Origin of the sequence: Clostridium sp. RTP31139st1_H3_RTP31139_211217 (assembly GCF_040227035.1) — a bacterium.
GTDB lineage: Bacteria > Bacillota > Clostridia > Clostridiales > Clostridiaceae > Clostridium > Clostridium saudiense.
The window spans coordinates 45,925-68,756 of record NZ_JBCOAB010000010.1 but is presented as its reverse complement, the minus strand read 5'-3'; the positions used below and the strand labels follow the sequence as shown (position 1 = coordinate 68,756).

The 22,832-nt window shown below is 28.2% G+C and carries 19 protein-coding genes, 4 tRNA genes, 3 riboswitches and 1 other annotated feature; of the genes, 18 read left to right on the top strand and 5 right to left on the bottom strand.

The window, feature by feature from the left end; genetic code table 11:
• Positions 1-12: 12 nt before the first annotated feature.
• On the top strand, positions 13-1,233 hold the full coding sequence (locus ABUA17_RS06525) for a homoserine dehydrogenase (RefSeq protein WP_195951415.1): 1,221 nt from the start codon (positions 13-15) through the stop codon (positions 1,231-1,233).
• A 293-nt stretch (positions 1,234-1,526) separates the two neighbouring features.
• Positions 1,527-2,123 carry a 30S ribosomal protein S4 gene (gene rpsD, locus ABUA17_RS06520; protein WP_042400595.1) on the top strand — a complete coding sequence of 199 codons (597 nt, stop codon included), beginning with the start codon at positions 1,527-1,529 and terminating at the stop codon, positions 2,121-2,123.
• 155 nt (positions 2,124-2,278) lie between these two features.
• Here rpsD and ABUA17_RS06515 read toward each other — a convergent pair whose 3' ends face one another.
• Both ABUA17_RS06515 and thrS read right to left on the bottom strand, forming a co-directional pair.
• A complete protein-coding gene (locus ABUA17_RS06515; RefSeq protein WP_055275561.1) occupies positions 2,279-3,205 on the bottom strand; it encodes a M48 family metallopeptidase in 927 nt (308 codons plus the stop codon).
• A gap of 137 nt (positions 3,206-3,342) precedes the next feature.
• Entirely contained in the window at positions 3,343-5,274 is a 1,932-nt protein-coding gene (gene thrS / locus ABUA17_RS06510; protein ID WP_042400598.1) for a threonine--tRNA ligase, read from the bottom strand.
• 251 nt (positions 5,275-5,525) lie between these two features.
• Positions 5,526-5,734 (bottom strand) — a binding site (T-box leader).
• 322 nt (positions 5,735-6,056) lie between these two features.
• Between thrS and ABUA17_RS06505 the strand changes: the two genes are divergently transcribed.
• From ABUA17_RS06505 to ABUA17_RS06495, 3 genes are all read left to right on the top strand, one after another.
• The gene (locus ABUA17_RS06505; protein WP_042400600.1) at positions 6,057-6,293 is read left to right on the top strand and encodes a hypothetical protein; all 237 of its coding nucleotides are present in this window, start codon (positions 6,057-6,059) and stop codon (positions 6,291-6,293) included.
• Positions 6,294-6,349: 56 nt separating this feature from the next.
• Positions 6,350-6,433, top strand: a tRNA-Leu gene (locus ABUA17_RS06500).
• A gap of 120 nt (positions 6,434-6,553) precedes the next feature.
• A tRNA-Gly gene (locus ABUA17_RS06495) sits at positions 6,554-6,627 on the top strand.
• Between the two features lie 196 nt (positions 6,628-6,823).
• Here ABUA17_RS06495 and ABUA17_RS06490 read toward each other — a convergent pair.
• Positions 6,824-7,225 (bottom strand): HNH endonuclease signature motif containing protein, encoded by a 402-nt coding sequence (locus ABUA17_RS06490; protein ID WP_042400602.1) that lies wholly within the window; start codon positions 7,223-7,225, stop codon positions 6,824-6,826.
• Between the two features lie 176 nt (positions 7,226-7,401).
• Between ABUA17_RS06490 and ABUA17_RS06485 the strand changes: the two genes are divergently transcribed.
• The 4 genes from ABUA17_RS06485 (at position 7,402) to ABUA17_RS06470 (ending at position 10,041) form a co-directional block, all read left to right on the top strand.
• Positions 7,402-8,094 carry a hypothetical protein gene (locus ABUA17_RS06485; protein WP_349818007.1) on the top strand — a complete coding sequence of 231 codons (693 nt, stop codon included), beginning with the start codon at positions 7,402-7,404 and terminating at the stop codon, positions 8,092-8,094.
• Between the two features lie 50 nt (positions 8,095-8,144).
• Positions 8,145-8,218 (top strand) — tRNA-Gly (locus ABUA17_RS06480).
• Between the two features lie 6 nt (positions 8,219-8,224).
• A tRNA-Lys gene (locus tag ABUA17_RS06475) sits at positions 8,225-8,300 on the top strand.
• 186 nt (positions 8,301-8,486) lie between these two features.
• Positions 8,487-8,674: riboswitch (SAM riboswitch) on the top strand.
• Positions 8,675-8,757: 83 nt separating this feature from the next.
• Positions 8,758-10,041: a Na+/H+ antiporter NhaC family protein gene (locus ABUA17_RS06470; protein WP_042400605.1), complete on the top strand. Its 1,284-nt coding sequence runs from the start codon at positions 8,758-8,760 to the stop codon at positions 10,039-10,041.
• Positions 10,042-10,170: 129 nt separating this feature from the next.
• On the opposite strand, the gene ispF is transcribed toward ABUA17_RS06470, so the two are convergent.
• Positions 10,171-10,647: a 2-C-methyl-D-erythritol 2,4-cyclodiphosphate synthase gene (gene ispF / locus ABUA17_RS06465; protein ID WP_042400607.1), complete on the bottom strand. Its 477-nt coding sequence runs from the start codon at positions 10,645-10,647 to the stop codon at positions 10,171-10,173.
• Positions 10,648-11,122: 475 nt separating this feature from the next.
• Here ispF and ABUA17_RS06460 point away from each other — a divergent pair, with 475 nt between their 5' ends.
• The 6 genes from ABUA17_RS06460 (at position 11,123) to ABUA17_RS06435 (ending at position 17,581) form a co-directional block, all read left to right on the top strand.
• A complete protein-coding gene (locus ABUA17_RS06460) occupies positions 11,123-11,722 on the top strand; it encodes a class D sortase (RefSeq protein ID WP_242833263.1) in 600 nt (199 codons plus the stop codon).
• Positions 11,723-11,737: 15 nt separating this feature from the next.
• Positions 11,738-12,742, top strand: coding sequence for an anti-sigma factor domain-containing protein (locus tag ABUA17_RS06455; RefSeq protein ID WP_042400610.1), 1,005 nt, complete (start codon positions 11,738-11,740; stop codon positions 12,740-12,742).
• A gap of 87 nt (positions 12,743-12,829) precedes the next feature.
• Complete coding sequence (gene rluF / locus ABUA17_RS06450) at positions 12,830-13,615, top strand: 23S rRNA pseudouridine(2604) synthase RluF (RefSeq protein WP_195951414.1); 786 nt, start codon at positions 12,830-12,832, stop codon at positions 13,613-13,615.
• Positions 13,616-14,300: 685 nt separating this feature from the next.
• Positions 14,301-15,029, top strand: a complete 729-nt coding sequence (locus ABUA17_RS06445) for a DUF3298 and DUF4163 domain-containing protein (protein ID WP_052330724.1) — start codon at positions 14,301-14,303, stop codon at positions 15,027-15,029.
• A gap of 32 nt (positions 15,030-15,061) precedes the next feature.
• Entirely contained in the window at positions 15,062-16,438 is a 1,377-nt protein-coding gene (locus tag ABUA17_RS06440; protein WP_195951413.1) for an aldehyde dehydrogenase, read from the top strand.
• Positions 16,439-16,507: 69 nt separating this feature from the next.
• Entirely contained in the window at positions 16,508-17,581 is a 1,074-nt protein-coding gene (locus ABUA17_RS06435) for a mannose-1-phosphate guanylyltransferase (protein WP_055275580.1), read from the top strand.
• Between the two features lie 76 nt (positions 17,582-17,657).
• On the opposite strand, the gene ABUA17_RS06430 is transcribed toward ABUA17_RS06435, so the two are convergent.
• Entirely contained in the window at positions 17,658-18,890 is a 1,233-nt protein-coding gene (locus ABUA17_RS06430) for a cation:proton antiporter domain-containing protein (protein WP_172676142.1), read from the bottom strand.
• A 110-nt stretch (positions 18,891-19,000) separates the two neighbouring features.
• Positions 19,001-19,075: riboswitch (Fluoride riboswitch) on the bottom strand.
• A 152-nt stretch (positions 19,076-19,227) separates the two neighbouring features.
• Between ABUA17_RS06430 and ABUA17_RS06425 the strand changes: the two genes are divergently transcribed.
• The 3 genes from ABUA17_RS06425 (at position 19,228) to ABUA17_RS06415 (ending at position 22,746) form a co-directional block, all read left to right on the top strand.
• Positions 19,228-20,412 carry a chloride channel protein gene (locus ABUA17_RS06425; RefSeq protein ID WP_042399145.1) on the top strand — a complete coding sequence of 395 codons (1,185 nt, stop codon included), beginning with the start codon at positions 19,228-19,230 and terminating at the stop codon, positions 20,410-20,412.
• Positions 20,413-20,461: 49 nt separating this feature from the next.
• Positions 20,462-20,563: riboswitch (purine riboswitch) on the top strand.
• Positions 20,564-20,670: 107 nt separating this feature from the next.
• Positions 20,671-22,023: a uracil-xanthine permease family protein gene (locus ABUA17_RS06420; RefSeq protein ID WP_042399147.1), complete on the top strand. Its 1,353-nt coding sequence runs from the start codon at positions 20,671-20,673 to the stop codon at positions 22,021-22,023.
• Between the two features lie 252 nt (positions 22,024-22,275).
• Positions 22,276-22,746 carry a DedA family protein gene (locus ABUA17_RS06415; RefSeq protein ID WP_243276509.1) on the top strand — a complete coding sequence of 157 codons (471 nt, stop codon included), beginning with the start codon at positions 22,276-22,278 and terminating at the stop codon, positions 22,744-22,746.
• The last annotated feature ends 86 nt before the right edge of the window (positions 22,747-22,832 follow it).

Sequence of the window (22,832 nt, the reverse complement as noted above, 5' to 3'; positions counted from 1 at the left end):
GGAGGAATAGTAATGACTAAAGTAGCTATTATGGGGTATGGAGTAGTAGGCAGTGGGCTTATTGAATTAATAGATAAGAATAGAGAATACAACAGGGAAGATGATATAAAAATAACTAGTATATTGGTTAGAAATAAAGAAAAACATCTTAATTCCAGTCACAATGAGGTTATAACTACTGATGTAGAGGAGTTCTTTTCTATTAAAAGCGATGTTGTAATAGAAGTAATCGGTGGGTTACATCCTGCTTATGATTATGTAAAAAGAGCATTAGTTTTAGGAAAGCATGTTGTTACAGCTAACAAAGACTTAATAGCTACTTTTGGACATGAACTTTTCCAATTGGCGCAGGAAAATAATGTCTCATTAAAGTTTGAAGCAGCTGTAGCAGGGGGAATACCAATAATAAAGCCATTAACTGAAAGTCTTTATGGTAATGGAATTAGTAGTATAAAAGCAATATTAAATGGAACTACAAATTTCATATTAACTAAGATGGATGGTGAAAATTTATCCTATGAAGAGGCTTTAAGTGAAGCGCAACAGCTTGGTTTTGCAGAAGCTAATCCAGAATCAGATGTTATGGGATATGACTCAGCAAGAAAGCTTGCAATATTATCAAGTTTAGCATTTGATAAAAAGTTTAAGTGGGATGATATATCAATAGAGGGTATTACTAATATAGATACTAATGATTTTAAATATGCTAATAAGTTAAACTGTAAAATAAAGCTTGTAGCAGAAGCTTTTAAGTGTAAAAGTGGAGTTTATACTTCAGTAAAACCTATATTAGTAGATAATGAAAGTATATTAGCGCAAATTAATAATGAAGTAAATGCTGTTATTTTAAATGGGGATGAAATAGGAGAACTATTATTTGTAGGTAAGGGAGCAGGTAAACTTCCTACAGGAAGTGCTGTTTATAGTGATTTAAATGATATTATAAATAATAGATTTACTAAAGTTGATAGTTTTAATAAAGAAGAGGCAAATGTAATAAAGTTTGCTAGTAAAACTTGCAATTGTATATTAAGAATAAAGGCTTTGGATAAAGAAGAAGTAATAAATAGATGTAGAGAAGCTTTTAATAATATAAAAGTTATTGATAAGTCTATTGATGATGAGGTTGCAATTTTCATTGAATGTACTTCAGAAGCATATGTTGAAAAATTTATTGAAGAGATAGAAGATGAGACTTATTATGAAGGGGCTAAAAAGTTAATAGTGGCTTAAATTAATTACGATAAAATTTATAAGTAGTAGTATAGATAGTGATAAGTTGTAAGTAACAAGTTTATGACAAAATTTCGTTGAGAGATTTAAAATTGAATTTATTCAGTTAGTATAAATTTGTAATCTTAAATTCTTATCGCTATTTTTATTGCAATTAAATATTATATATTTTTTTATTATTGAAAAAGATAGGCAGAAAAATAAAATGATAATGATAATTATTATCATTTACAAAAGGTAAAATGTATGATATATTGTATTTAGGCTTAGAAATAATTTAAGGAGATGATTATATGGCAAAGATGATGGGCCCAAGGTTTAAGCAGTGCAGACGATTAGGCTTAAATGTTTGTGGACACCCAAAAGCAATGAATAGAGCTACTAAAGGCACAGCAAGAAATGATAAAAAGCTTTCTGACTATGGTACTCAATTATTAGAAAAACAAAGATTAAGAGCTTATTATGGGGTTATGGAAAAGCAATTTGCTAATTACTTTGAAAAAGCATCTAAATCAAGAGAATTAACAGGGCATGCCTTAATTAATTTATTAGAATGCAGATTAGATAATTTAGTTTATAGATTAGGATTTGCAAATTCAATAAGACAGGCAAGACAAATGGTTGTACATGGTCATTTTTTAGTTAATGGTAAAAAAGTTGATATTCCATCATTCAATGTTTCTGTTGGAGATGAAATAAAATTAAGAGAAAAGTCTCAAAAGAATGTTATGTTTAAAGAAAATTTTGAATCAAATATTCTTAATGTTTTACCATATTTAAGTAAAGATGAAGCTAATTTCTCAGGAGTTTTACAAAGATATCCTGAAAGAACAGAGGTTCCAATAGAAATTAATGAAGTTTTAGTTGTAGAGTATTATTCTAAAAACTAGTTAGTATCATCTTTCCTTTAAGGAATAAAATTTTCTCTAAAAATTATATCTTATGTTATTTATAAGCCACTATTGAATTTAAATAAGTTGTGTGAAAATGAAAATAGTTAATGTAATGTGCAGATTACATTAACTATTTTTCATTTTATATATTATCAATAAAGGTCTCCACTTCCTTCGCCTTTTACTAAAGCTCTGATTCTTTTTGGTAATATTGGATGACTGCTAACTAAATTATTACACCATACAAAAAAGCCTTTTATGTCATTACTATTATTAATATAATCATGGACATCTATTTTTTTATAAAGATGTTTCCCTGCAAATAAAGAAAACATAGCTTCAACACCGTTGTTTCCTGTAACTTTTTGAGCTAATCGATCGCAACTATATTCTCTAGCTCTTGAAGCAGTGCTTCCTATAATAGGAAGTACAGTTGAAAACATTATAAATAAATTATAATAAAAAGTAGCATGCTTATATTTAATGTGAGCTAATTCATGAGCTATTATAAAATTAATAGATTCTAAATCATTATATTCTCTATAAGCAATTTCAAATAAATCACTATCAATTTCAATGTACTGTTTACGAACTATAAAAGCAGAAAATGCATTCATAACACCATTTTGTTGAATTAAAAATGCTTCAGGAACCCTTTTTAGTCCTAACTTATGAGAATATTTAGCTATATTATAATAAACTTCTGGAAAGTTGTTTTCGGTAATTTTTATAGCTCTTGATCTGTATTTAGCATAATAAAGATTTACTCCAAAAGGAAAAGCAATTATTGTTACAATACCTGCTAGTAATAGTTGAAGTTCGGTTGGAAAACTACTTAAAGCAGAAGTAGGAGATATTACTACATTTGCATATGAAGAAGGATCTGAAAAAGATTCTTTTAATGTATCAGGTAATGTATTATAGTTATGTATATTTATAATACAAAATGCTATAACTGTGATTATTATAGCAAAATTAATAAATAGTAATATCCCATACCATTTCTTTTCAGATTTATGTCTACAGTTTTCAATTTCTTCTTTAGTTAATTCAATATTATCCTGTTCATAAAAACTCAAAATTCTCAATCCCTTTCAAAAATATATTAAAAAGTATATCATTAATATACATATATTTTACAATTTTTATGTTGTTTATAATATAAATTCATGAAAAAAACATGGTAAACTAATTTGTTTACCATGTTTAAATAAAATTATCTTTCTTTATTAGCTATTTCATTAGTTATTCTAGAAACAAAAGCATCTAAAGCCATTGCACCTTCATCATCATTCCTTCTGCTTCTTACAGATACTTCGTTGTTAGCAGCTTCTTTTTCACCAACAACTAGGATATAAGGAACTCTTTCAAGTCTAGCTTCTCTGATTTTGTAACCAATCTTTTCAGTTCTGTGGTCAACTTCAACTCTAACACCATTTTTTCTTAAAGTTCTAACTACATCATCAGCATAGTCAGCATACTTATCAGAAAGTGGAAGAACTTTAGCTTGAACAGGTGACATCCATGTTGGGAAAGCTCCAGCATACTTTTCAATTAAAGTAGCGATAGTTCTTTCATAACATCCAATTGAAGATCTATGGATAACGAATGGTACTTTCTTTTCACCATCTTTATCGATGTAAGTCATACCAAGTCTTTCACCTAAAGCAAAGTCAATTTGAACAGTAATTATTGTATCTTCTTTTCCATGAACATTTTTAGATTGAATATCAAGTTTTGGTCCGTAGAATGCTGCTTCACCTTCAGCTTCAACATAATCAATTCCAAGGTGATCTAATATAGTTCTCATTTGGTTTTGAGTAGCTTCCCAAGCTTCTGGGTTATTTATATACTTTTCAGTATTTGTTGGATCCCACTTAGAGAATCTGTAAGAAATATCTTCAGATATTCCTAAAGTTTCCATAACGTAATTTATTAAATCAACAACTTCTTTGAATTCATCTTCTAATTGTTCTGGAGTACAGATTATGTGACCTTCAGATAAAGTGAATTGTCTAACTCTAGTAAGACCGTGCATTTCTCCTGAAGCTTCTTTTCTGAATAGAGTAGAAGTTTCAGCATATCTTATTGGAAGATCTCTGTAGCTATGTTGTTCTGCATTATAAACAGTGAATTGGAATGGGCAAGTCATTGGTCTTAAAGCCATAACTTCAGCATCTTTTTCTTCATCACCTAATACGAACATACCATCTTTATAATGGCTCCAGTGTCCAGAAGCTACAAATAAATCATTCTTAGACATGAAAGGAGTCTTAGTTAAAACATAGCCTCTTTTTTCTTCCTCATCTTCAATCCATCTTTGAAGAGTTTGGAATAATTTAGCTCCTTTAGGCATAAATAATGGAAGTCCTTGACCTACTTTTTCATCAGTAGTAAATAGTCCAAGTTCTCTACCTAATTTATTATGATCTCTCTTTTTAGCTTCTTCTAAAGCTTCTAAATGAGCATCTAAATCAGCTTTCTTTAAGAATGCAGTTCCGTAAATTCTAGAAAGCATTTTATTCTTTTCGTCACCTTTCCAATAAGCACCAGCGCTTCTTAAAAGTTTGATAGCTTTAATATTCTTTAATGACATTACGTGTGGTCCAGCGCAAAGGTCTGTAAAATCACCAATTTTATAGAATGATATTATTTCATCTTCTGGAAGGTCATTTATTAATTCAACTTTATAAGGTTCATCCTTCATAAGCTCTAAAGCTTCGTTTCTTGGAAGTTCGAATCTTTCTATTGAAGGATTTTCCTTTATTATTTTTTTCATTTCAGCTTCGATTTTATCTAAATCTTCAGATGCAAAAGCTTTTTCTACATCGAAATCATAGTAGAAGCCATTAGCAATTGCAGGTCCTATAGCAATTTTAGCTTCAGGGAATAATCTTTTAACTGCAGCAGCAAGTACATGAGAAACGCTATGTCTTACAGCATCTTTTCCTTCTTGAGAGTCAAAAGTACAAATTTCTAATTCACAATCTTCATTTAAAGTTGTTCTTAAGTCAACAACTTTTCCATTAACTATTCCACATTGAGCAACTCTTGCTAAACCTTCACTAATAGCTTTAGCAACATCTAAAACTGATGATCCATTTTCAACTTCTTTAATAGACCCATCTTTTAAAGTAACTTTAATCATTTTAGTATCTCCCTTCATTTTAAGTGAAATTCAAAATATTTGATTTTTACTCATCAAATTTAATATGGTGATGAGTTCTCTTTAATATTAATTTAGAATTAAGTTTTAATTTTAAGTACGAGTTAAATATGTATGTGTAGCGTCTTATTGTTAACCCAAAATTAAATTTAAACTCAATTTTAATATAATAATAAATAAATTTATGTATAAAAAAAGCTCGTCATCACTTTTCTTATACAAATCTAGTATAGAAAAGGGACGAGAGCATTATATTCCCGCGGTTCCACCCTTAATTGCCTAAAATAGGCCTCTTAAGTAAACATCGTAACGTGATGCGACGGACTGGATTAGAGTCTCTCAGAGGTAGTCTTCAATTAATTTCATTTAAAAATACTTTCAGCTACTGTATTTTCTCTCTGAAAATGAAGGTTTAATTTACTCGTCTCTTCATCGATTTAAATTTTTAAATAATTATAAAGTTATAAATATAATTTAAAAGTAATATAAATTATATCACTCCGATTTTATAGACTTACTATAAGTCGAAATTGGAGTTTCATTTAAGAATAATTATAATTATCCGAATTAATTATGTCAATAAACTGTTTTTTTTATAATTTAGATTCTAAATTTTAATTTAGTCAATCAAGCTTACTAGGTGATAAGAAAAGTCAATTTTATTTTAAAATATAAAAATTTTAGAAACAGTTATTTTATTACGTAAAGGTGAATATAAATATATTAATTATAGATATAACAATTTAATTAGGGGAGTGAAGTTTATGGCTAAATATATAAATAATGAGTTTTCGTCTAGTGATTGGCTTCGATACTTTTCAAATAAATCTAATCATTGGATTTTAAAATATTGGCGTAATAATAAAGATATATTTTTTAATAGATTTATGATAATAGGAGATAAAAGACTATTAATAATAGGAGATAAGGAGAGAGGAAATACCTATGAATTTTTAAAACCACAAGGGGAATCTTTCATTCAATTAGACATGGAAATTTAGTATAAAAAATATATTGAAAATATTTTACAAAAGTTGTAAAATTTATTTGTGGGTATGCAGATGTGGCGAAATTGGCAGACGCACTAGACTTAGGATCTAGCGCCATCGGCGTATGGGTTCGACTCCCTTCATCTGCACCATTTTTAAATATATATTAAAAATTTATAAAAAAATTTAAAAAATAGTTGACAAGCTTTTAATGAGGGTATATAATATTAATTGTTAAAAGGAGCTCGGATGAATCGAGCAAAAATAATTATGCGGGTATCGTATATCGGTAATACTCCAGCCTTCCAAGCTGGAAAGGTGGGTTCGATTCCCACTACCCGCTCCATGTGAGACTGTGTTTACACAGTCTTTTTTGTTATATAATTATTAAACTATGTTTATGAGTTTCACATGGGAAATGAGATCAAGATAGAGTATTCGTAAATAGAAAATATAAAAAATTGCCTGCAAAATTATCACATATAATAATTTTGCAGGCAATTCTATATACTTAAATAGGTTTTGTTATATTCAATATAGTTTTATAGTACTTCAGTTAAACGATCTAAAGCAAGCTCTTCTAAAGTTTCTATGCTATATTTAACGCAACCCATAAGTGTATAGATTATATCGTCACGCTTATATCCTTCTTTATATCTCTTTAAGTTCTTTAATAATCTTTTTAAGGAATTATTATGAATACCTAAAATTTGAGAAATCTCCTTTGGAGAGTAATATTCCTTTTGAAGAGTATTGTACAATTTATTTTGCATTTCGATTTTGTATTGAAGATCTACAAATTGGTTTTGATGTGGACCATTTTTCCCACGGTGATGATAAGCGCATAAATACTTATAATTTAACTCAATATCAAAACCACCCTCGCTTCTATGAACTATATGATGAACATCAGCTTTGTTTCCACATATCTCACAATTGTACAATAGATTGCCCCCTTTATTTTTTTTCGAATATTATATGATATAATATAATATATTTATATTCATATTATATTCTAAATAATGTGAAATATCAAATTTACATAATGAAAAACGTTTACTGTTGATTGTTTTTACCATAAAGTGGTATATTAAATATATACTATATTATATTTAAATTTATGAAAGAAGGTGATTATATGAGACAAAAATATAATTCTTTTGAGTATTGGAAAAATATTATTGTTGAGAATAGAACTATTAGAGGTCATGTGTTTATGAATGAATTACCAACAGAAAAGAGTGTTTATATGCATACTTTAATTTATTCTAGGGGAAATGGGTTAAATAATATATGGAGTTATTTCCCAAATATTAAGGCGTTTATAGGATATATACAATATTCATTTTTACAAGAGGCCTTCTATATATGGATAAATTGCAAAGATGATTCTGTTTCTTATATACCATTAAAGCCTGTTGAAGAAGTAATAAGAGATGGTGAGGTTAGTAAAAAAATTACTAAAGAAGAAGCAGATAAGATGAAAAAATATATAAATAGAGTAAAAAAGTGTTGGGATTTACCTTCTAATAAAGCAGTGATAGAGATGAAAAAAATTATAAGAGAGTTTAATAGAGATTGGTATGGAGATAGTAAAGAGTTTTTATATATAAAGTTATTTGATAAACCAGAGGACTTAGGTAAATTTGTTTTAGAATCTAATTATATGGCAAGTAGCGAGGAGGAGTTTAAAAGTAAGACTCATGAGGATTTAACAACATGGATGGATTTATGTTGCCGTGCTACTAAGGATAAAAAAGCAGGTGAAATCTTTAGGAAAATATTACAAAAGAGTCTTACAGAAGTTATTTAAAATTTATTGACAGTATAATTTGTATTAGTTATAATTATATTGTCAAGTATGCGGGTATCGTATATCGGTAATACTCCAGCCTTCCAAGCTGGAAAGGTGGGTTCGATTCCCACTACCCGCTCCATTTTATGCGCTATTAGCTCAGTTGGTAGAGCACCTGACTCTTAATCAGGGTGTCCCCGGTTCGAACCCGTGATGGCGCACCAAAAAAGAAGTAACTTTTGTTACTTCTTTTTTTATTAATCTTAATTGGATTTTGTTTACAGTTGACAGTGATATATCAACTTGTTAATATGAATAAGGAAATATATTTTTAAAATATAAAGTTTCAATTTGCGAGTAATAAAGTTATATTATTTAAATAAAACTTTAGAATCACATTTTAAATTAATATCTTATCAAGAGTGGTGGAGGGACTGGCCCTATGAAGCCCGGCAACCTATTAGCAGTTAAGAGCTATTAGTTAGTAGTTGATATAAAAACTTAAATAGTTTTTATATTTTAGAAATTCAGTAGAATTTCATCAATAACTATTAATTATTAACTATTAATGATGGTGCTAAATCCTGATAGATGAGAAATTATATGTAGTTTTGATATTTAAGCTCCTGAGTTTCTCGGGGGCTTTTTTTATTTGAGTAAAATACCAAGGAGGAGAGAAAGATGAACAAAAAAGGAAATGGATGGGCGTTGTTACCATTATTAGTTTTTATAATAGTTTATGTATCGTCAGCTTTATTAGCAAAAGACTTTTATGCAGTTTCGGTAATAGTACCATTTTTAGCTGCAACACTAGTTGCATTATTAATGAATAGAAAAGTTAAATTTGATGAAAAAGTTGAAATTTTTTGTAGGGGTGCTGGGAATACCAATATAATATTGATGGTATTAATATTTATATTAGCTGGTGCATTTGCACAAGTAGCTAAATCTATGGGAGCTGTTGATTCTACTGTGAATTTAGGGTTATCAATACTTCCAAGTAATATAATGATTGCAGGAATATTTGTAATTGCTTGTTTTATTTCATTATCAGTTGGGACATCAATGGGTACTATAGTTGCATTAGTTCCAATTGCTGTTGGAGTTGCAGAAAAAACAGGAATAGTTACAGCAATTGCAGTTGCAGCAGTAGTTTGTGGGGCAATGTTTGGTGATAACTTATCAATGATTTCAGATACAACTATAGCAGCAACAAGAACTCAAGGTTGTGAGATGAAAGATAAATTTAAAATGAACTTTAAAATTGTGTTACCTGCAGCTATAATTACAGCTTTAATTTTTGTTTTAATAACAAGAAATTCAGGAGTAACTAGTGTTGAAGCATTAGATTATAGTTTAATAAAAATAGTTCCTTATATAGCAGTTATTGTAGGAGCTTTAGTAGGGTTAAATGTTATTGTAGTTTTATTAGGTGGAACAGTAATAGCAGGTATTATTGGATTTGCAACAGGAAGTTTTGATATATTAGGATTTTTTGGTGCAATTGCTGATGGGATAGGTGGAATGAGTGAACTTATTATAATATCTATTTTAATTGCTGGAACTATTGAGATTATAAAATATAATGGTGGAATAGATTTTATTATAAATAAAGGATTAAGGGGCTTTAAGAGTAAAATGGGAGCAGAGTTTGGAATTGCGGCTTTAGTTAGTTTAGTAGATATTTGTACAGCAAATAATACTGTAGCAATTGTTACTGTTGGACCTATAGCTAAGGATATATCAGATGAAGTTGGATTAGAGCCTAAGAGAGTTGCCGGAATTATGGACATGTTTTCTTGCGTATTCCAAGGTGTAATTCCTTATGGTGCACAACTTATATCTGCAGCTGGACTTGCTGCACTTTCACCATTTGCAATAATGAAATATTTATTTTATCCATATTTAATGGGGATTTCAGCAATTATTGCAATAGCTTGGTACCATAGAAAAAAGGCAAATTAATAAATGATATGGTAATAAGTACGTAGAGTTTTAAAATAATTAAATACATAATTTTAAAATATAATATAAAAATCAATAGTGTAGGAAATAGATATAATCCTACACTATTGTTTTTTTTATTATAAATTATTATTTGTTCTTTTCTATTAAACAAATTGATTGTGATGATATTCCAAGGCCTTCTCCTGTAAAACCAAGACCTTCCTCAGTTGTTGCTTTAACATTTATTTGGTCGATTGATATGTTTAAAGCAGTCGCTATATTTTCACGCATATTAGGTATGTGAGGTGCCATTTTTGGCTTTTGAGCAATTATTGTAGCATCAATGTTTCCAATTATATAATTATGTTGATGTAATAGTCTTCCAACATGCTTTAATAACTCAATGCTAGAAATTCCTTTGTATTTTGGATCGGTATCAGGAAAGTGTTTACCGATATCACCTAATGCAGAAGCGCCAAGTAAAGAATCCATTATTGCGTGTAGAAGTACATCCGCATCCGAATGACCAAGTAAACCTAATTCATAAGGTATTTTCACTCCGCCTAAAATTAAATCTCTATTTTCTACTAATTTATGTACGTCATATCCCATTCCTATTCTCATTAAATCACCTCATTAATTTTTGTATTATAGCTTAGTCATAATAGTGACTTTAGATAATAATTTTAGCAAACAGGTGAAGTAGAAGCTTCACCTGAAGCTAATAGTTCGATATATATATTTTAACATAAAGATGTATTTTGAAAATAAAAATGGGATAATAAAATTAATAGTTCGAAGTTTTTCTACTATTATAAGAAGCTTGTTTTTTGTTTTTGTTACGATTAATTCTGAATGGAAAAATTCTTAATAGCTTAGAGTAAAGCCTATATAATAATAAAAGAGATTTAGAGTTAATTCTTTTTCTTTTGAATATGAAATCGATATAAATCACATTATCTTTATTATATTTCATAAACTCCCCCATATACTTTACATTAAAAGGTATTAATGTTTTAAGTGCTTATGTTATAATATATGTAGAAAAAATCATATATGTACAAAATTAGAAAAATAAAAAAAGAAATTTAATATAGGGGTGGAATTGTTGGAAAAGTTTAGAAAAATTATTGGGGTATTACTAATACTTATAGGGGTCGGAATAATTGGAACTGTAGCATATAAGAAGATAGTTACATCCCAAAAGCAAAATGAATTATTAGAAGCCTTTGAAAGTCAATTAGCAGAAGGGGATAATGAGAATACTGAGGAAGAAGTAAATTTAGATTCAATAAATGGATATACTCCTATAGCAATTATGGAGATTCCTTCAATTAAATTAAAACAGCCGGTTGTGGAAGGAATAACTGAGGATGTAATTAAATATTTCTTAGGAAAGTTTCCAGAATCAACAATGCCAGGAGAAGTAGGGAATTTTGCAGTTGCAGGACATAGAGTTTCTGATTTTACAGATGCATTTATAAATTTATATAAAGTAAAACCTGGTGATAATGTAATTGTTACTACAAAAGATGGGAAATATACATATGAAGTTGAAGAAAGCTTTATTGTAGAACCTGAACAGGTTGAGGTTTTGGAAAATGCAGATTATGAAAAAATTACATTAATAACATGTACAATAGGGTCAAAAAGAAGAGTGATAGTAACAGGAAAACTTATTGAGAAAAATGAGGCATAAGGGTAGGGGGAGTAAATGGACAAGTTTCAAAAGAATAAATATCGATTTTCATCAACACAGCCGTTGATTTTAATTGGTAATGATATAGTAGAAGCAAGAAATGAACAAGTAAATCAACTTGTATCAGAATTAATAAAATATAAAGTGCTTATAAGAGACTTAGTAAATTCAGAAGTGGATTATTCTAAAAGAAATGAGCTATTAACTATAGCCATGTTCATTATAAATAATTTTGAATTGTATGATGCTTTTGTGAAGAATGAGGATGTACCAATTGATGTTTTACATAGATTTACAAGAGTAGATAAGAAATTCTTACAAAAATATAGGGAGTATATAGTTGCATATACATTAATATTTGGAAATCCAATATATAAAAATATTCAGGATTATGTACAAATAGTTGAAAATAGTATAGAAGATGAAGAGGAAAAAAATAAAAAAGAAATTATAGAGTATGAAGAAAAAATAGGTGTTAATGGCATTGTAATAGGGAAAAATAAAAAGAATGCAATTATTCTTACATCTATTGGTGAGTTTAAAAAGGTTAAGTTAAACCAAGATGTAATAAATGGAGAAGAAGTTAAGGCAAATGAAAAGAAGACATTAAAGGATTTTAAAATATATATATCAATTGTATTAATATTTTTAGTGGTATTTTCAATTTCAATGCTTTATAAGTATAACAATGTTGTTCGAACTATTGTTGTTGAAACAACTTCACCAATTAGATTAGAGATTAATGGATTTAACAGAGTATTAAATATTACATCATCAACAGAAAAGGGACAGTTGCTAGTAGAGGAAACTAACCTGTTAGATCAAAAGCTTGACAGAGCAATATATAAAATTATAGAATATGCTAATGAAAATGAAATGGTAAAATTCACGGGAATTACAGTAACAGTAACAGGTAAAGAATTAAGATATAATTCATTACCTGAAACAGAAGAGTATATTTATAAGAAAGACTTGAAGGTTAGATTCAATAATTCTGGTAGAGAGCATAAGTTTAATTAATAATGGAGAAATGGACCTCGAAATCCAAAAGAAATTGGGCTTTGGAGGTCTTGAATTTTCCAAATATAATATATAAGGAAGGTACATATGCAACAAAAGTCAAGAAAAAATAAGAATGTAATTGTTCATAATGATAGAGGAGATACTGTTAGATTAAACAAGTATATAAGTGAATCGGGCTTTTGTTCAAGAAGAGAAGCCGATAAGTTAATTGAAAGTGGTTTAGTTACTATTGATGGGGTAAAAGCTCAAATGGGAACTAAAGTTTCAAAGGGGCAAAGGGTTAAGGTTAATGGAAAGTTGATTTCTAAGGATGAAGAATTAGTATATATAGTTCTTAATAAACCTGTTGGAATTACTTGCACAACAGAGCATAAGGTAAAAGGTAATATTGTTGATTTTGTAAATCATAAGAAGAGAATATTTCCAATAGGAAGATTAGATAAAGATTCACAAGGATTAATATTAATGACTAATGATGGAGATATAGTTAATAAAATATTAAGAGCTGGAAATAATCATGAAAAAGAGTACATAGTAACTGTTAATAAGCCTATTAATGAAGAATTTGTTAGAAGAATGAGCAACGGAATTAGAATTTTAGGGCAAGTTACAAAAAAATGTTATGTTAAGAAAGAAGGAAATAATACTTTTAGAATAATATTAACTCAAGGATTAAACAGACAAATAAGAAGAATGTGTGAAGCTTTAGGTTATGAAGTTGTAAAGCTTAAAAGAGTTAGAATTATGAATATAAATTTAGGTGAATTAAAAATAGGAAAATGGAGAGATCTTACTTATAAAGAGCTTAAAGAATTAAATTCTCTTATTTCAACATCAGGAAAAACTAAAGAGGTTGATGAAGAGGAATAATAGAATAAATGCTTTATAAGTAATGAAGTTTTAATAAAATTAATACAAAAGTCATAGCTAAAAGCTGTGGCTTATTTTTTTGAAAAAATTATCTACAGTTTCTGAATTAAGATAAAAAGTTAAAAAAGATATCCACACACAGTAAAAATAAAATGATTACTTAATAGTATAACAAATTAAATATTTATATTTTAAATTATAAAAATGAATTTTAGAATTTAAAATGAATAAAAATAATATAAGAAAATGATGATTAATGATGTATATTGAAAAAAATGGTAAAATTGATTGCATGTGTGATAAATTAATGAAAATAGCTAAACTTAAAAAGTGAATCTATATTTTCTAATGTCTATAAAATGTTAATAATTAGAATGGGGTGTTGATAAGTTAATAAAAATTAAATAGTCAATTTTATGCGTATAAAATTAAGATATTATCAGAAAAAGAGCAATAAAACAGGTAATAAAAATTAAATTAATAATAAATTTAAAAACATGCATAAAATAATTTTATGAAAAAAATTATAAAATTAACAAAAAATAGAGGTTACACACATAATCCACAACAGGGTGTGGATAACTTGTTAAAAAAATGTTGATAGATATGTTAATAATTATTAACAATATTGTAGATAATAATAAAAAGAGTATGAGTATTATCGAAATAAAAGGAGGATTGTTTTATGAAGTGCCTAAAAATGTGGATTTTAGTAATGTTGATGTTACTAACAGTAATCACAAATTATCCACAGGCTATGTTGAAAAGTGAATGCTTAAATGAGGATAATATGAGTGTTGAGATTGTGGATAAAATATATAAATCAAAAAATAATTATTTAGATATTAACGTGATTGTTCCGCAAATAAAAGGCTTAAGTAATGATAAAAAAGAAGCTGAAATTAATGATAAGATTACAAAGTGGACAGAAAAGTGGATTGATGAAGTTAAAAGTATTGCTGATGAATACTTTAAAGATTATCCTTCACCATTAATTTCTTATCAATTATATGTAAGATATAAAGTAACTAATAATTCAGATATTATAAGCTTTTACATAGATTATTATCAATTTACAGGTGGAGCTCATGGAATTACTAATAGGGTAGCATATAATATAGATTCGGTAACAGGAAATGAGTTACAGTTAAAAGATATTTTTAAAAGTGATTTTCCTTATAAAGATGTATTAAATAAAGAAATTAATAGACAAATAAGTAAGGATCCAGATAGGTACTTTCCTGGAAAAGATGGCTTTAATGGTATAAGTGATAATCAAACTTTTTATATTAAAAATGGAAATATCGTAGTTTACTTTGGATTATATGAAATTGCACCATATGCATCAGGAATATCAGAATTTGTTATACCAAATAAACTTATACAAAGTAATGTGAATTATGGTAAGATTTAAATATTGATTTAAAATAAACGAGGAGTTCGGTAATGGAACATATAGAAATGATTTTTAAAAAGCAAAAGAAATTTTTTAGTACTGGTAAAACTATAGATATTAATTATAGAATTCAAAATTTGAAAAAGTTAAAAAATATAATTAAAAGTAATGAAGATAAAATATTAGAAGCATTAAAAAAAGATTTAGGAAAATCAGGGTTTGAAGCATATGCCACAGAAATTGGCATAGTATATGATGATATTAATCTTCATATAAAGAACGTTAGAAAATGGGCAAAAGAGGAGAAAAGGAAATCACCTATAATTTACTATCCATCTAAAAGCTATGTTTATAAGGAACCTTATGGAGTAACGCTTATTATAGGTCCCTTTAATTATCCATTTCAATTAGTTATATCACCGCTAATAGGGGCTATTTCTGCTGGAAATACTGCAATAATAAAACCATCAGAAAATACTAAGAATGTAGCTTTATTTCTTGAAAAAATGATTAATGAAAATTTTAATGAGGCATATTTAAAGGTTGTAAACCCACTAGGTGGAAAAGAAGTAGTATCTACTCTTCTAGACTTACCATTCGATTATATATTCTTTACAGGAAGCGTGAGAGTAGGAAAAATAGTTATGGAAAAGGCTGCAAAATATTTAACACCTATAACACTAGAGCTTGGTGGAAAAAGTCCATGTATAGTCGATTCCGATGCAAAATTAAATTTAGCAGCTAAGAGAATTGTGTGGGGAAAATTCTTAAATGCAGGTCAAACTTGTGTAGCACCTGACTATTTGTGTGTACATAAATCAGTAGCAGAAAAGCTATTAAAGTTAATAGTTGATGAAATACATAAACAGTTTGGAAGTAATATTAGGTTAAGTAAAGATTATCCTAGAGTTGTTAACAAAAGCTCCTTAGAGAGATTAATGAGCTATTTAATGGATGGTAAAATTTATTTTGGTGGAAATATTGATAAAGATGATTTGTATATGGAACCAACTATTATAACTAAGCCAGATCTTAAATCTCCTCTTATGACTGATGAGATTTTTGGGCCAATTCTTCCAGTGTTAGTTTATGAAGATTTAAGTAAAGTGGTTGAATTTATTAATAATAGAGAAAAACCGTTAGCTTTATACTATTTCTCAGAAAACAAAAAGAAAATTAAGTATATTTTAAGAGCAACAACTTCTGGAGGAGTTACTATAAATGATACTATCATTCATGTTGCTAATTCTAATTTGCCTTTTGGTGGAGTTGGAAATAGCGGAGTTGGTAAATATCATGGAAGAGAAAGCTTTGAAGCCTTCACACATAATAGGGCTGTAATGGATAGAGGAACATTTGCAGAGTTTAATGTAAGGTTTGCGCCTTATAAAAATAAATTGAAATTAGTAAAGAAAATAATGAAATAATATTATAATTTCACAATTGGGAAAAAGCACTCATATAATAAACCATAGTACTACATGGAGTGGAATTTTGTGATATACGCGCTAATTTTAGCTGGGGGAAAAGGTACAAGGCTATATCCTTTATCAAGAGCAAATCAACCTAAACAATTTTTGAAGGTTATTAATAATAAAAGCTTTTTAGTAAATACTGTTGAAAGAATTACTCCTTTAATTAAGAAGGACAATATTTATGTAGTAACTAACCAAGATTATTTAGATAAAATAAGAGGTGAGTTATCTGACGTTAATTCTGAAAATATATTTACTGAGCCTGAAAATAAAGAAACTGCTACTTGTATAGGATTATCAGCTATTAAGTTATTAAAAAAAGATAATGATGCTGTAATGGTAGTATTACCTTCTGACCACCATATTGAGGGCCAAAAGGATTATTTAGATACACTATCAGAGGCTATTGAAATAGCAAATAGACGTAGAGGGATTGTAACTATAGGGATTAGTCCAACAAGGCCTGAAACAGGATATGGATATATTGAAATGGGTGAAAGGATACCATCAGCAACTCAAGCTTATAAAATAGCTAGGTTCACTGAAAAACCTAATATTGAAGTTGCAAAAGATTTCTTATTGAAGGGAACTTATTTATGGAACTCAGGAATGTTTGTTTTTAGAGCAGATGTTATATTGAGGGAAATTGAAAAGTACTTGCCTAAGATGTATAAATCATTAATGAATATATATCAACATTTAGGAGAAGAAGATGAGGAGCAAGTAACAAGGGAAGAGTATGGTTTAATTGATGGAATTTCTATTGATTTTGGAGTAATGCAAAGAACAAGAAAGGCTTACGTAATCAAAGGTGATTTTAAATGGGACGATATAGGTAGTTTCAATGCATTAAGTAGATATTTAAATCAATATAGAAATAACAATAAAATAAGTAATAACGTATATATTCAAGATTGCGAAAATTGCTCTATATTTGGAGGCGATGAAAAACTGATTATTGGTTTTGGAGTTAAAGATTTAGTAGTTGTTGATGCGGGAGATGTTATTCTTGTTATGGATAAGGATAAAGATCAGGAAATTAAGCATTTACTGAATGATATTAATGATAGTCCTGAATTTGGAGCGTTTATTTAATGAAAAGTTAAAAGTGACAAATTGAGTTTTAATAATAAATTCAATTTGTCACTTTTATTTTATAAGAAGATTAATATTATACTACTAACTCTTCATATTCATCATTTTGTTTTAATAGTTTAGGTGAAGTGAGATTAATTCCGATAGCACCAATAGGAGCAGTAATTAATACACTTAAGATAGCAATAGCTTGCATAACTTCACCACCTACAACACCCATTTGAAGAGGTATTCCAGCTTTGGCAGATTGAACAGTTGCTTTAGGTAAATAAGCTATAATACAAAATATTCTTTCCTTAAAAGATAAATTAGTTCCAATTAAAGAAATAGCAACACCTATAGATCTAACAGTTAGAGATATACTTAGCATTAATATTCCAATCCATAAATACTCTCCAACTAGAGAAGGGTTAATGGCCATACCAACAAAAGCAAATAAATATATCTTTCCATATTTCCATACAATATTTATTCCATCTTGAATTTTAAGAGCTAATTCATCTAAAAATGCTCTTAAAAAGAATCCGTAAATCATTATATTTAATAAAGAATTAAACAGCTTTAAGTGGAAAGTATTTTCTACCAATCTAATTAGTAAACAAACTGTAATGGCGAAAATAACTCTTAAACTATTATGATTAATTGATCTTAGTAACTTTTTTGTTAAAACGGAAAGCAATAAACCAGTTAAAATACTTATAACAATAGTAATAGGAATTGTTATAAGTTCATTTACAATAGAAATAGAACTTCCATTAACAGAAGACATATATACTCCTAAAAAGGTCGTAAATAAAGTTATTGCAACAGTATCATCAGCAGAAGCACCAACTAAAAGCATTTGGGGAATTGCTTTATCTTGTCCTATTTTTCTTTTAATTAAATCAACCATTGATGGAACTAAAACAGCTGGACTTACAGCGGCAATTATAAAACCTAAAATTGATCCTTGAACAAATGTGAATTTTAGAAATATCATGGATAAAACTGCAATTGTAAGACCCTCTAAGGTTGCAGGAATTATACTTAATAAAATAGCAGGTCTACCAATTTGTTTCATTTGAGTTAAACTTATTCCAAGACCACCTATAAATAATACAGTTATTAAGGCAAGATCCTTAATATAGGGTGATATACTTAAGGTTGATTTTGGAACTAAATCTAAAAATGATGGTCCTATAAGCATTCCAAGTAGAATCATTCCTATAAGTGATGGTAATTTTATAAACTCTACTAATTTTCCACTATAATTAGCTAATATTCCAATAAGTATTAAGCTAATTATAATTACTAAAACATTAATTAACATAAATAATCCTCCAAAAATGAAATTAAATTTTAATATTAAAACTTTATAATTACAAAATAGAAAAAATAAAGTTAAAAATTAAAAAAAAGCTAATGATTTCTACAACAAAAAAAGTTGTAGAAGTCATTAGCTATAATAAGCGGTTTTGATAATTATCAAGGGAGAACTTCATTCCCTACAATTTTTGATTATATCAGAGTTGGACATGAGGCGCAATATGTGAAAGCTTTAATGTTTAGCATTATTATAATATGAATGATACTATCAGCAATTAAATAAATATATTTCTATACTTAGGGAATTTTAATAAGTATAAAATATAAATGGAGTGAATAATATGAGCAAGCTAAGTATATTAAAGCTAGCATTAGTTTCAGTAATAATTGGTGGAATTTCAGGGTTATGTATTGGAGTATTTTTGATATTGTTAGAAAAAGCTATAGATTTAAATTTAGCTTATAAATCATTAATATTTGTACTTCCTTTTTCAGGAATGTTTATGACTTATCTTTATAGCAAGTATGGTGGTAATTCACAAAAAGGAAATAACATAATAATTGAAAATATAAATGGAAGTAAAGAAAAAATTGAATTTATTATGGCACCCCTAGTTTTTCTTGGAACTATATTAACTCATCTTTTTGGTGGGTCAGTAGGAAGAGAGGGGACTGGGGTTCAAATAGGTGGAACTATAGGAAATTCATTAGCTAAAGCTTTAAAAAGTTCAGAAGAAGAGAAAAAAGTATTATTAATAAGTGGTGTAGCAGCTGGTTTTTCATCTGTTTTTGGAACTCCACTTACAGGAACTATATTTGCTTTAGAAATTGCAAATATAGGACGTTTAAGTTATAATTCAATGCTACCAGCTATAGTTTCAGCCTTAGTGGGAAATTCTGTTGTGAAGTTTTTAGGTGTTAAACATAGTCACTATAAAATACCAGCACAAGAAGCTGTTGATATAATTAATGTTTTAAAGGTAATTGCATTAGCAATTTGTTTTGGATTAATTAGTAGATTATTTGTTTATATGACACATTGGTTTAATGAAAAACTAATAAAGTATTGTAAAAATAAATATTTAAAAATATTTGTTGGTGGTACTTTAATGGTAATAGCTACGTTGTTTTTAAGAAATAATTTATATAACAATTTAAGCTTAGGATTATTAAATGATGCTTTTTATGGAAAAGTGCCCATTTTAGCATTTATTATTAAGCTTATATTAACGGCATTGTGCTTGGGAGCTGGATATCAAGGTGGAGAAGTTACTCCTTTATTTGTTATAGGAGCAACACTTGGAGCAACTTTATCACACATACTTGGTTTGCCATTTGCATTTTGTGCAGCTTTAGGGCTTGTTGGAGTATTTTCAGGAGCAACTAATGCACCAATAGCATGCTTTATGATGTATTTAGAACTTTTTAGAGCAAATAACATTGTATTTGCAATGTTGGTATGTATAATATCATTTTTTATTTCTGGACATAAAGGAATTTATAAAGCACAGTTATGGAATGAGTAAAACACAAACAATGTTTGTGTTGACCATAAGTAACATTCGCATTATAATGAATTTATATAGTAAATAATCTCGTATATAATCGGTAATATGGTCCGAAAGTTTCTACCTGCTAACCTTAAATTAGCAGACTACGAGGAGTTGCATATGATGAATAGAATTTTATTTTTTTAAGCAGCACCTCAAATTTAATTTGAGTGTTGCTTATTTTTTTATAATTTAAGTCTGTAAATTACTCCATGAAAGAAAGGAAGAAAACAAATGATTAAAGAACAAAGTCCTATAGGGGATATTAAACTAGCTTATGGTGTAGATGATAATCCTAGTTTATCTAAAAAATTTATATTTGGAATTCAGCATATATTCGCGGCATTTGGAGGAATAATAGTTGTTCCATTAGTAATAGCAAGTGCATTAGGATTTGATGCTAAGACTACGACAACATTAATAAGTGCAACGATATTAGCATCTGGATTAGCAACAATAGTACAAGCTAGGGGAATTGGAAAGGTTGGATCTAGAGTAGCTTGTATAATGGGAACTGACTTTACTTTTGTATCACCATCTATTTCTGTTGGTTCAGTTTTAGGGTTACCAGGAATAATAGGTGCAACTATTTTAGGGGCATTTTTAGAAATAATTTTAAGCTTTTTTATAAAGCCATTAATGAAATTGTTTCCTCCACTAGTAACAGGAACAGTTGTATGTTTAATAGGATTAACTTTATTACCAGTTGCAATAGATTGGGCTGCTGGTGGATCAGGTTCTGCTGATTATGGAAATTTAAAAAATGTAGGAATATCAGGAATTGTATTAGTAATAACTCTTATATTAAATAGATATGGAAAAGGTATAGTAAGTAGTGCTTCTATACTTATAGGAATGATTATTGGATATATAATTTGTATTCCATTAGGAATGGTTGATTTTAATGCAGTTAAAGAAGCAAGTTGGATTTCTATTCCTAAGATATTTGAATATGGTGTTAAGTTTGATTTTAAGGCAGTAATAGCATTTTTACCAGCATACTTTGTTACAACTATTGAAACAGTTGGATGCTTAAAGGCTGTTGGTGAAAGTTCTAATATAGATATGAAAGAAGAACAAGTTGGTGCTGGAGTATTAGCAGATGGTGTAGGAAGTATTATTGGTGGAATAGTAGGTTCTTTCCCAAATACATCATTTAGTCAAAATGTTGGAGTTATATCGTTAACAAAGGTTGCAAGTAAGCATGTAGCTGTTATGGCAGGTATAATATTAGTTGCACTTGGATTCTTACCTAAGATTGCTGCATTAATAACTCAAATTCCACAACCAGTTTTAGGTGGAGTTGGTATAGTTATGTTTGGTACTGTAGCAGCTGCAGGAATTAAGACATTAAGCAAAGTAAAGCTTACAGAACGTAATTTATTAATAATTGCAACTTCTTTTGGATTAGGATTAGGAGTTACATTTAGACCTGATTTTATAGGACAATTACCAGAAGGAATAAAAATGGTATTCTCATCAGGAATTTCTATTGGAACTATAGTAGCTTTAGTATTAAATATAGTTTTAAAAGAAGATAAGATTAATGATGAAATTGAAGAAGAAAATAATATCGTAACTGCATAAAAGTATTAAAATTAGAGATTCTCTGTAGAATAAAAGTTAAAGTTTTTTATTCTACAGGGAATTATTTTATTTTAAAAGAATTATTATATAAATGAATATAGTATAAATTTAATGGAAAAGATAAGGTTTAAAGAGATTTTTTAGAATATAAATTAAAAATTTTTTAGTAAACTTTACTAAAATTTCTTGTTCTGTATAATTATATAGAAGGGATAGGGGAAAATGATTAATATTAATGATATATTATCATATATGGATAAATATGGTTACTTATTTTTGGCTGGAATAGTTTTTTTAGAATATTTAAATTTACCAGGATTACCAGCAGGGATTATAATGCCAGCAGCTGGAATACTTATAAAATCAAGAGGACTAAATTTTCCATTTACACTTATTACATCAGTGATAGCAGGACTACTTGGAAGTTGGTGCTTATATGCAATAGGTTATTATTGTGGAAATCCCATTATAGATAAGATTGAAAATAAATTTCCTAAAATGAAAAAGCCTATTGATAAAACATTTAAATATATAGAAAAGTATGGAGATTTAGGTATCTTTTTATCTAGACTTATTCCTGTAGCTAGAACACTAATATCTATAGTTGTAGGTACATTTAAAGTAAATTTTTTTAAGTTTTCATTATATTCAACAATAGGAATTACAATATGGAATTTTGCATTTATTTATGCAGGTTATGCTTTTAGTCATTTATTTTTTTAGAGCTAAATAAGTTTAAATTAAAATATTGATACCAATTAATTAACAAGTGTGTTAAAATTGTAATAAATTAACAAAAGAATAATATT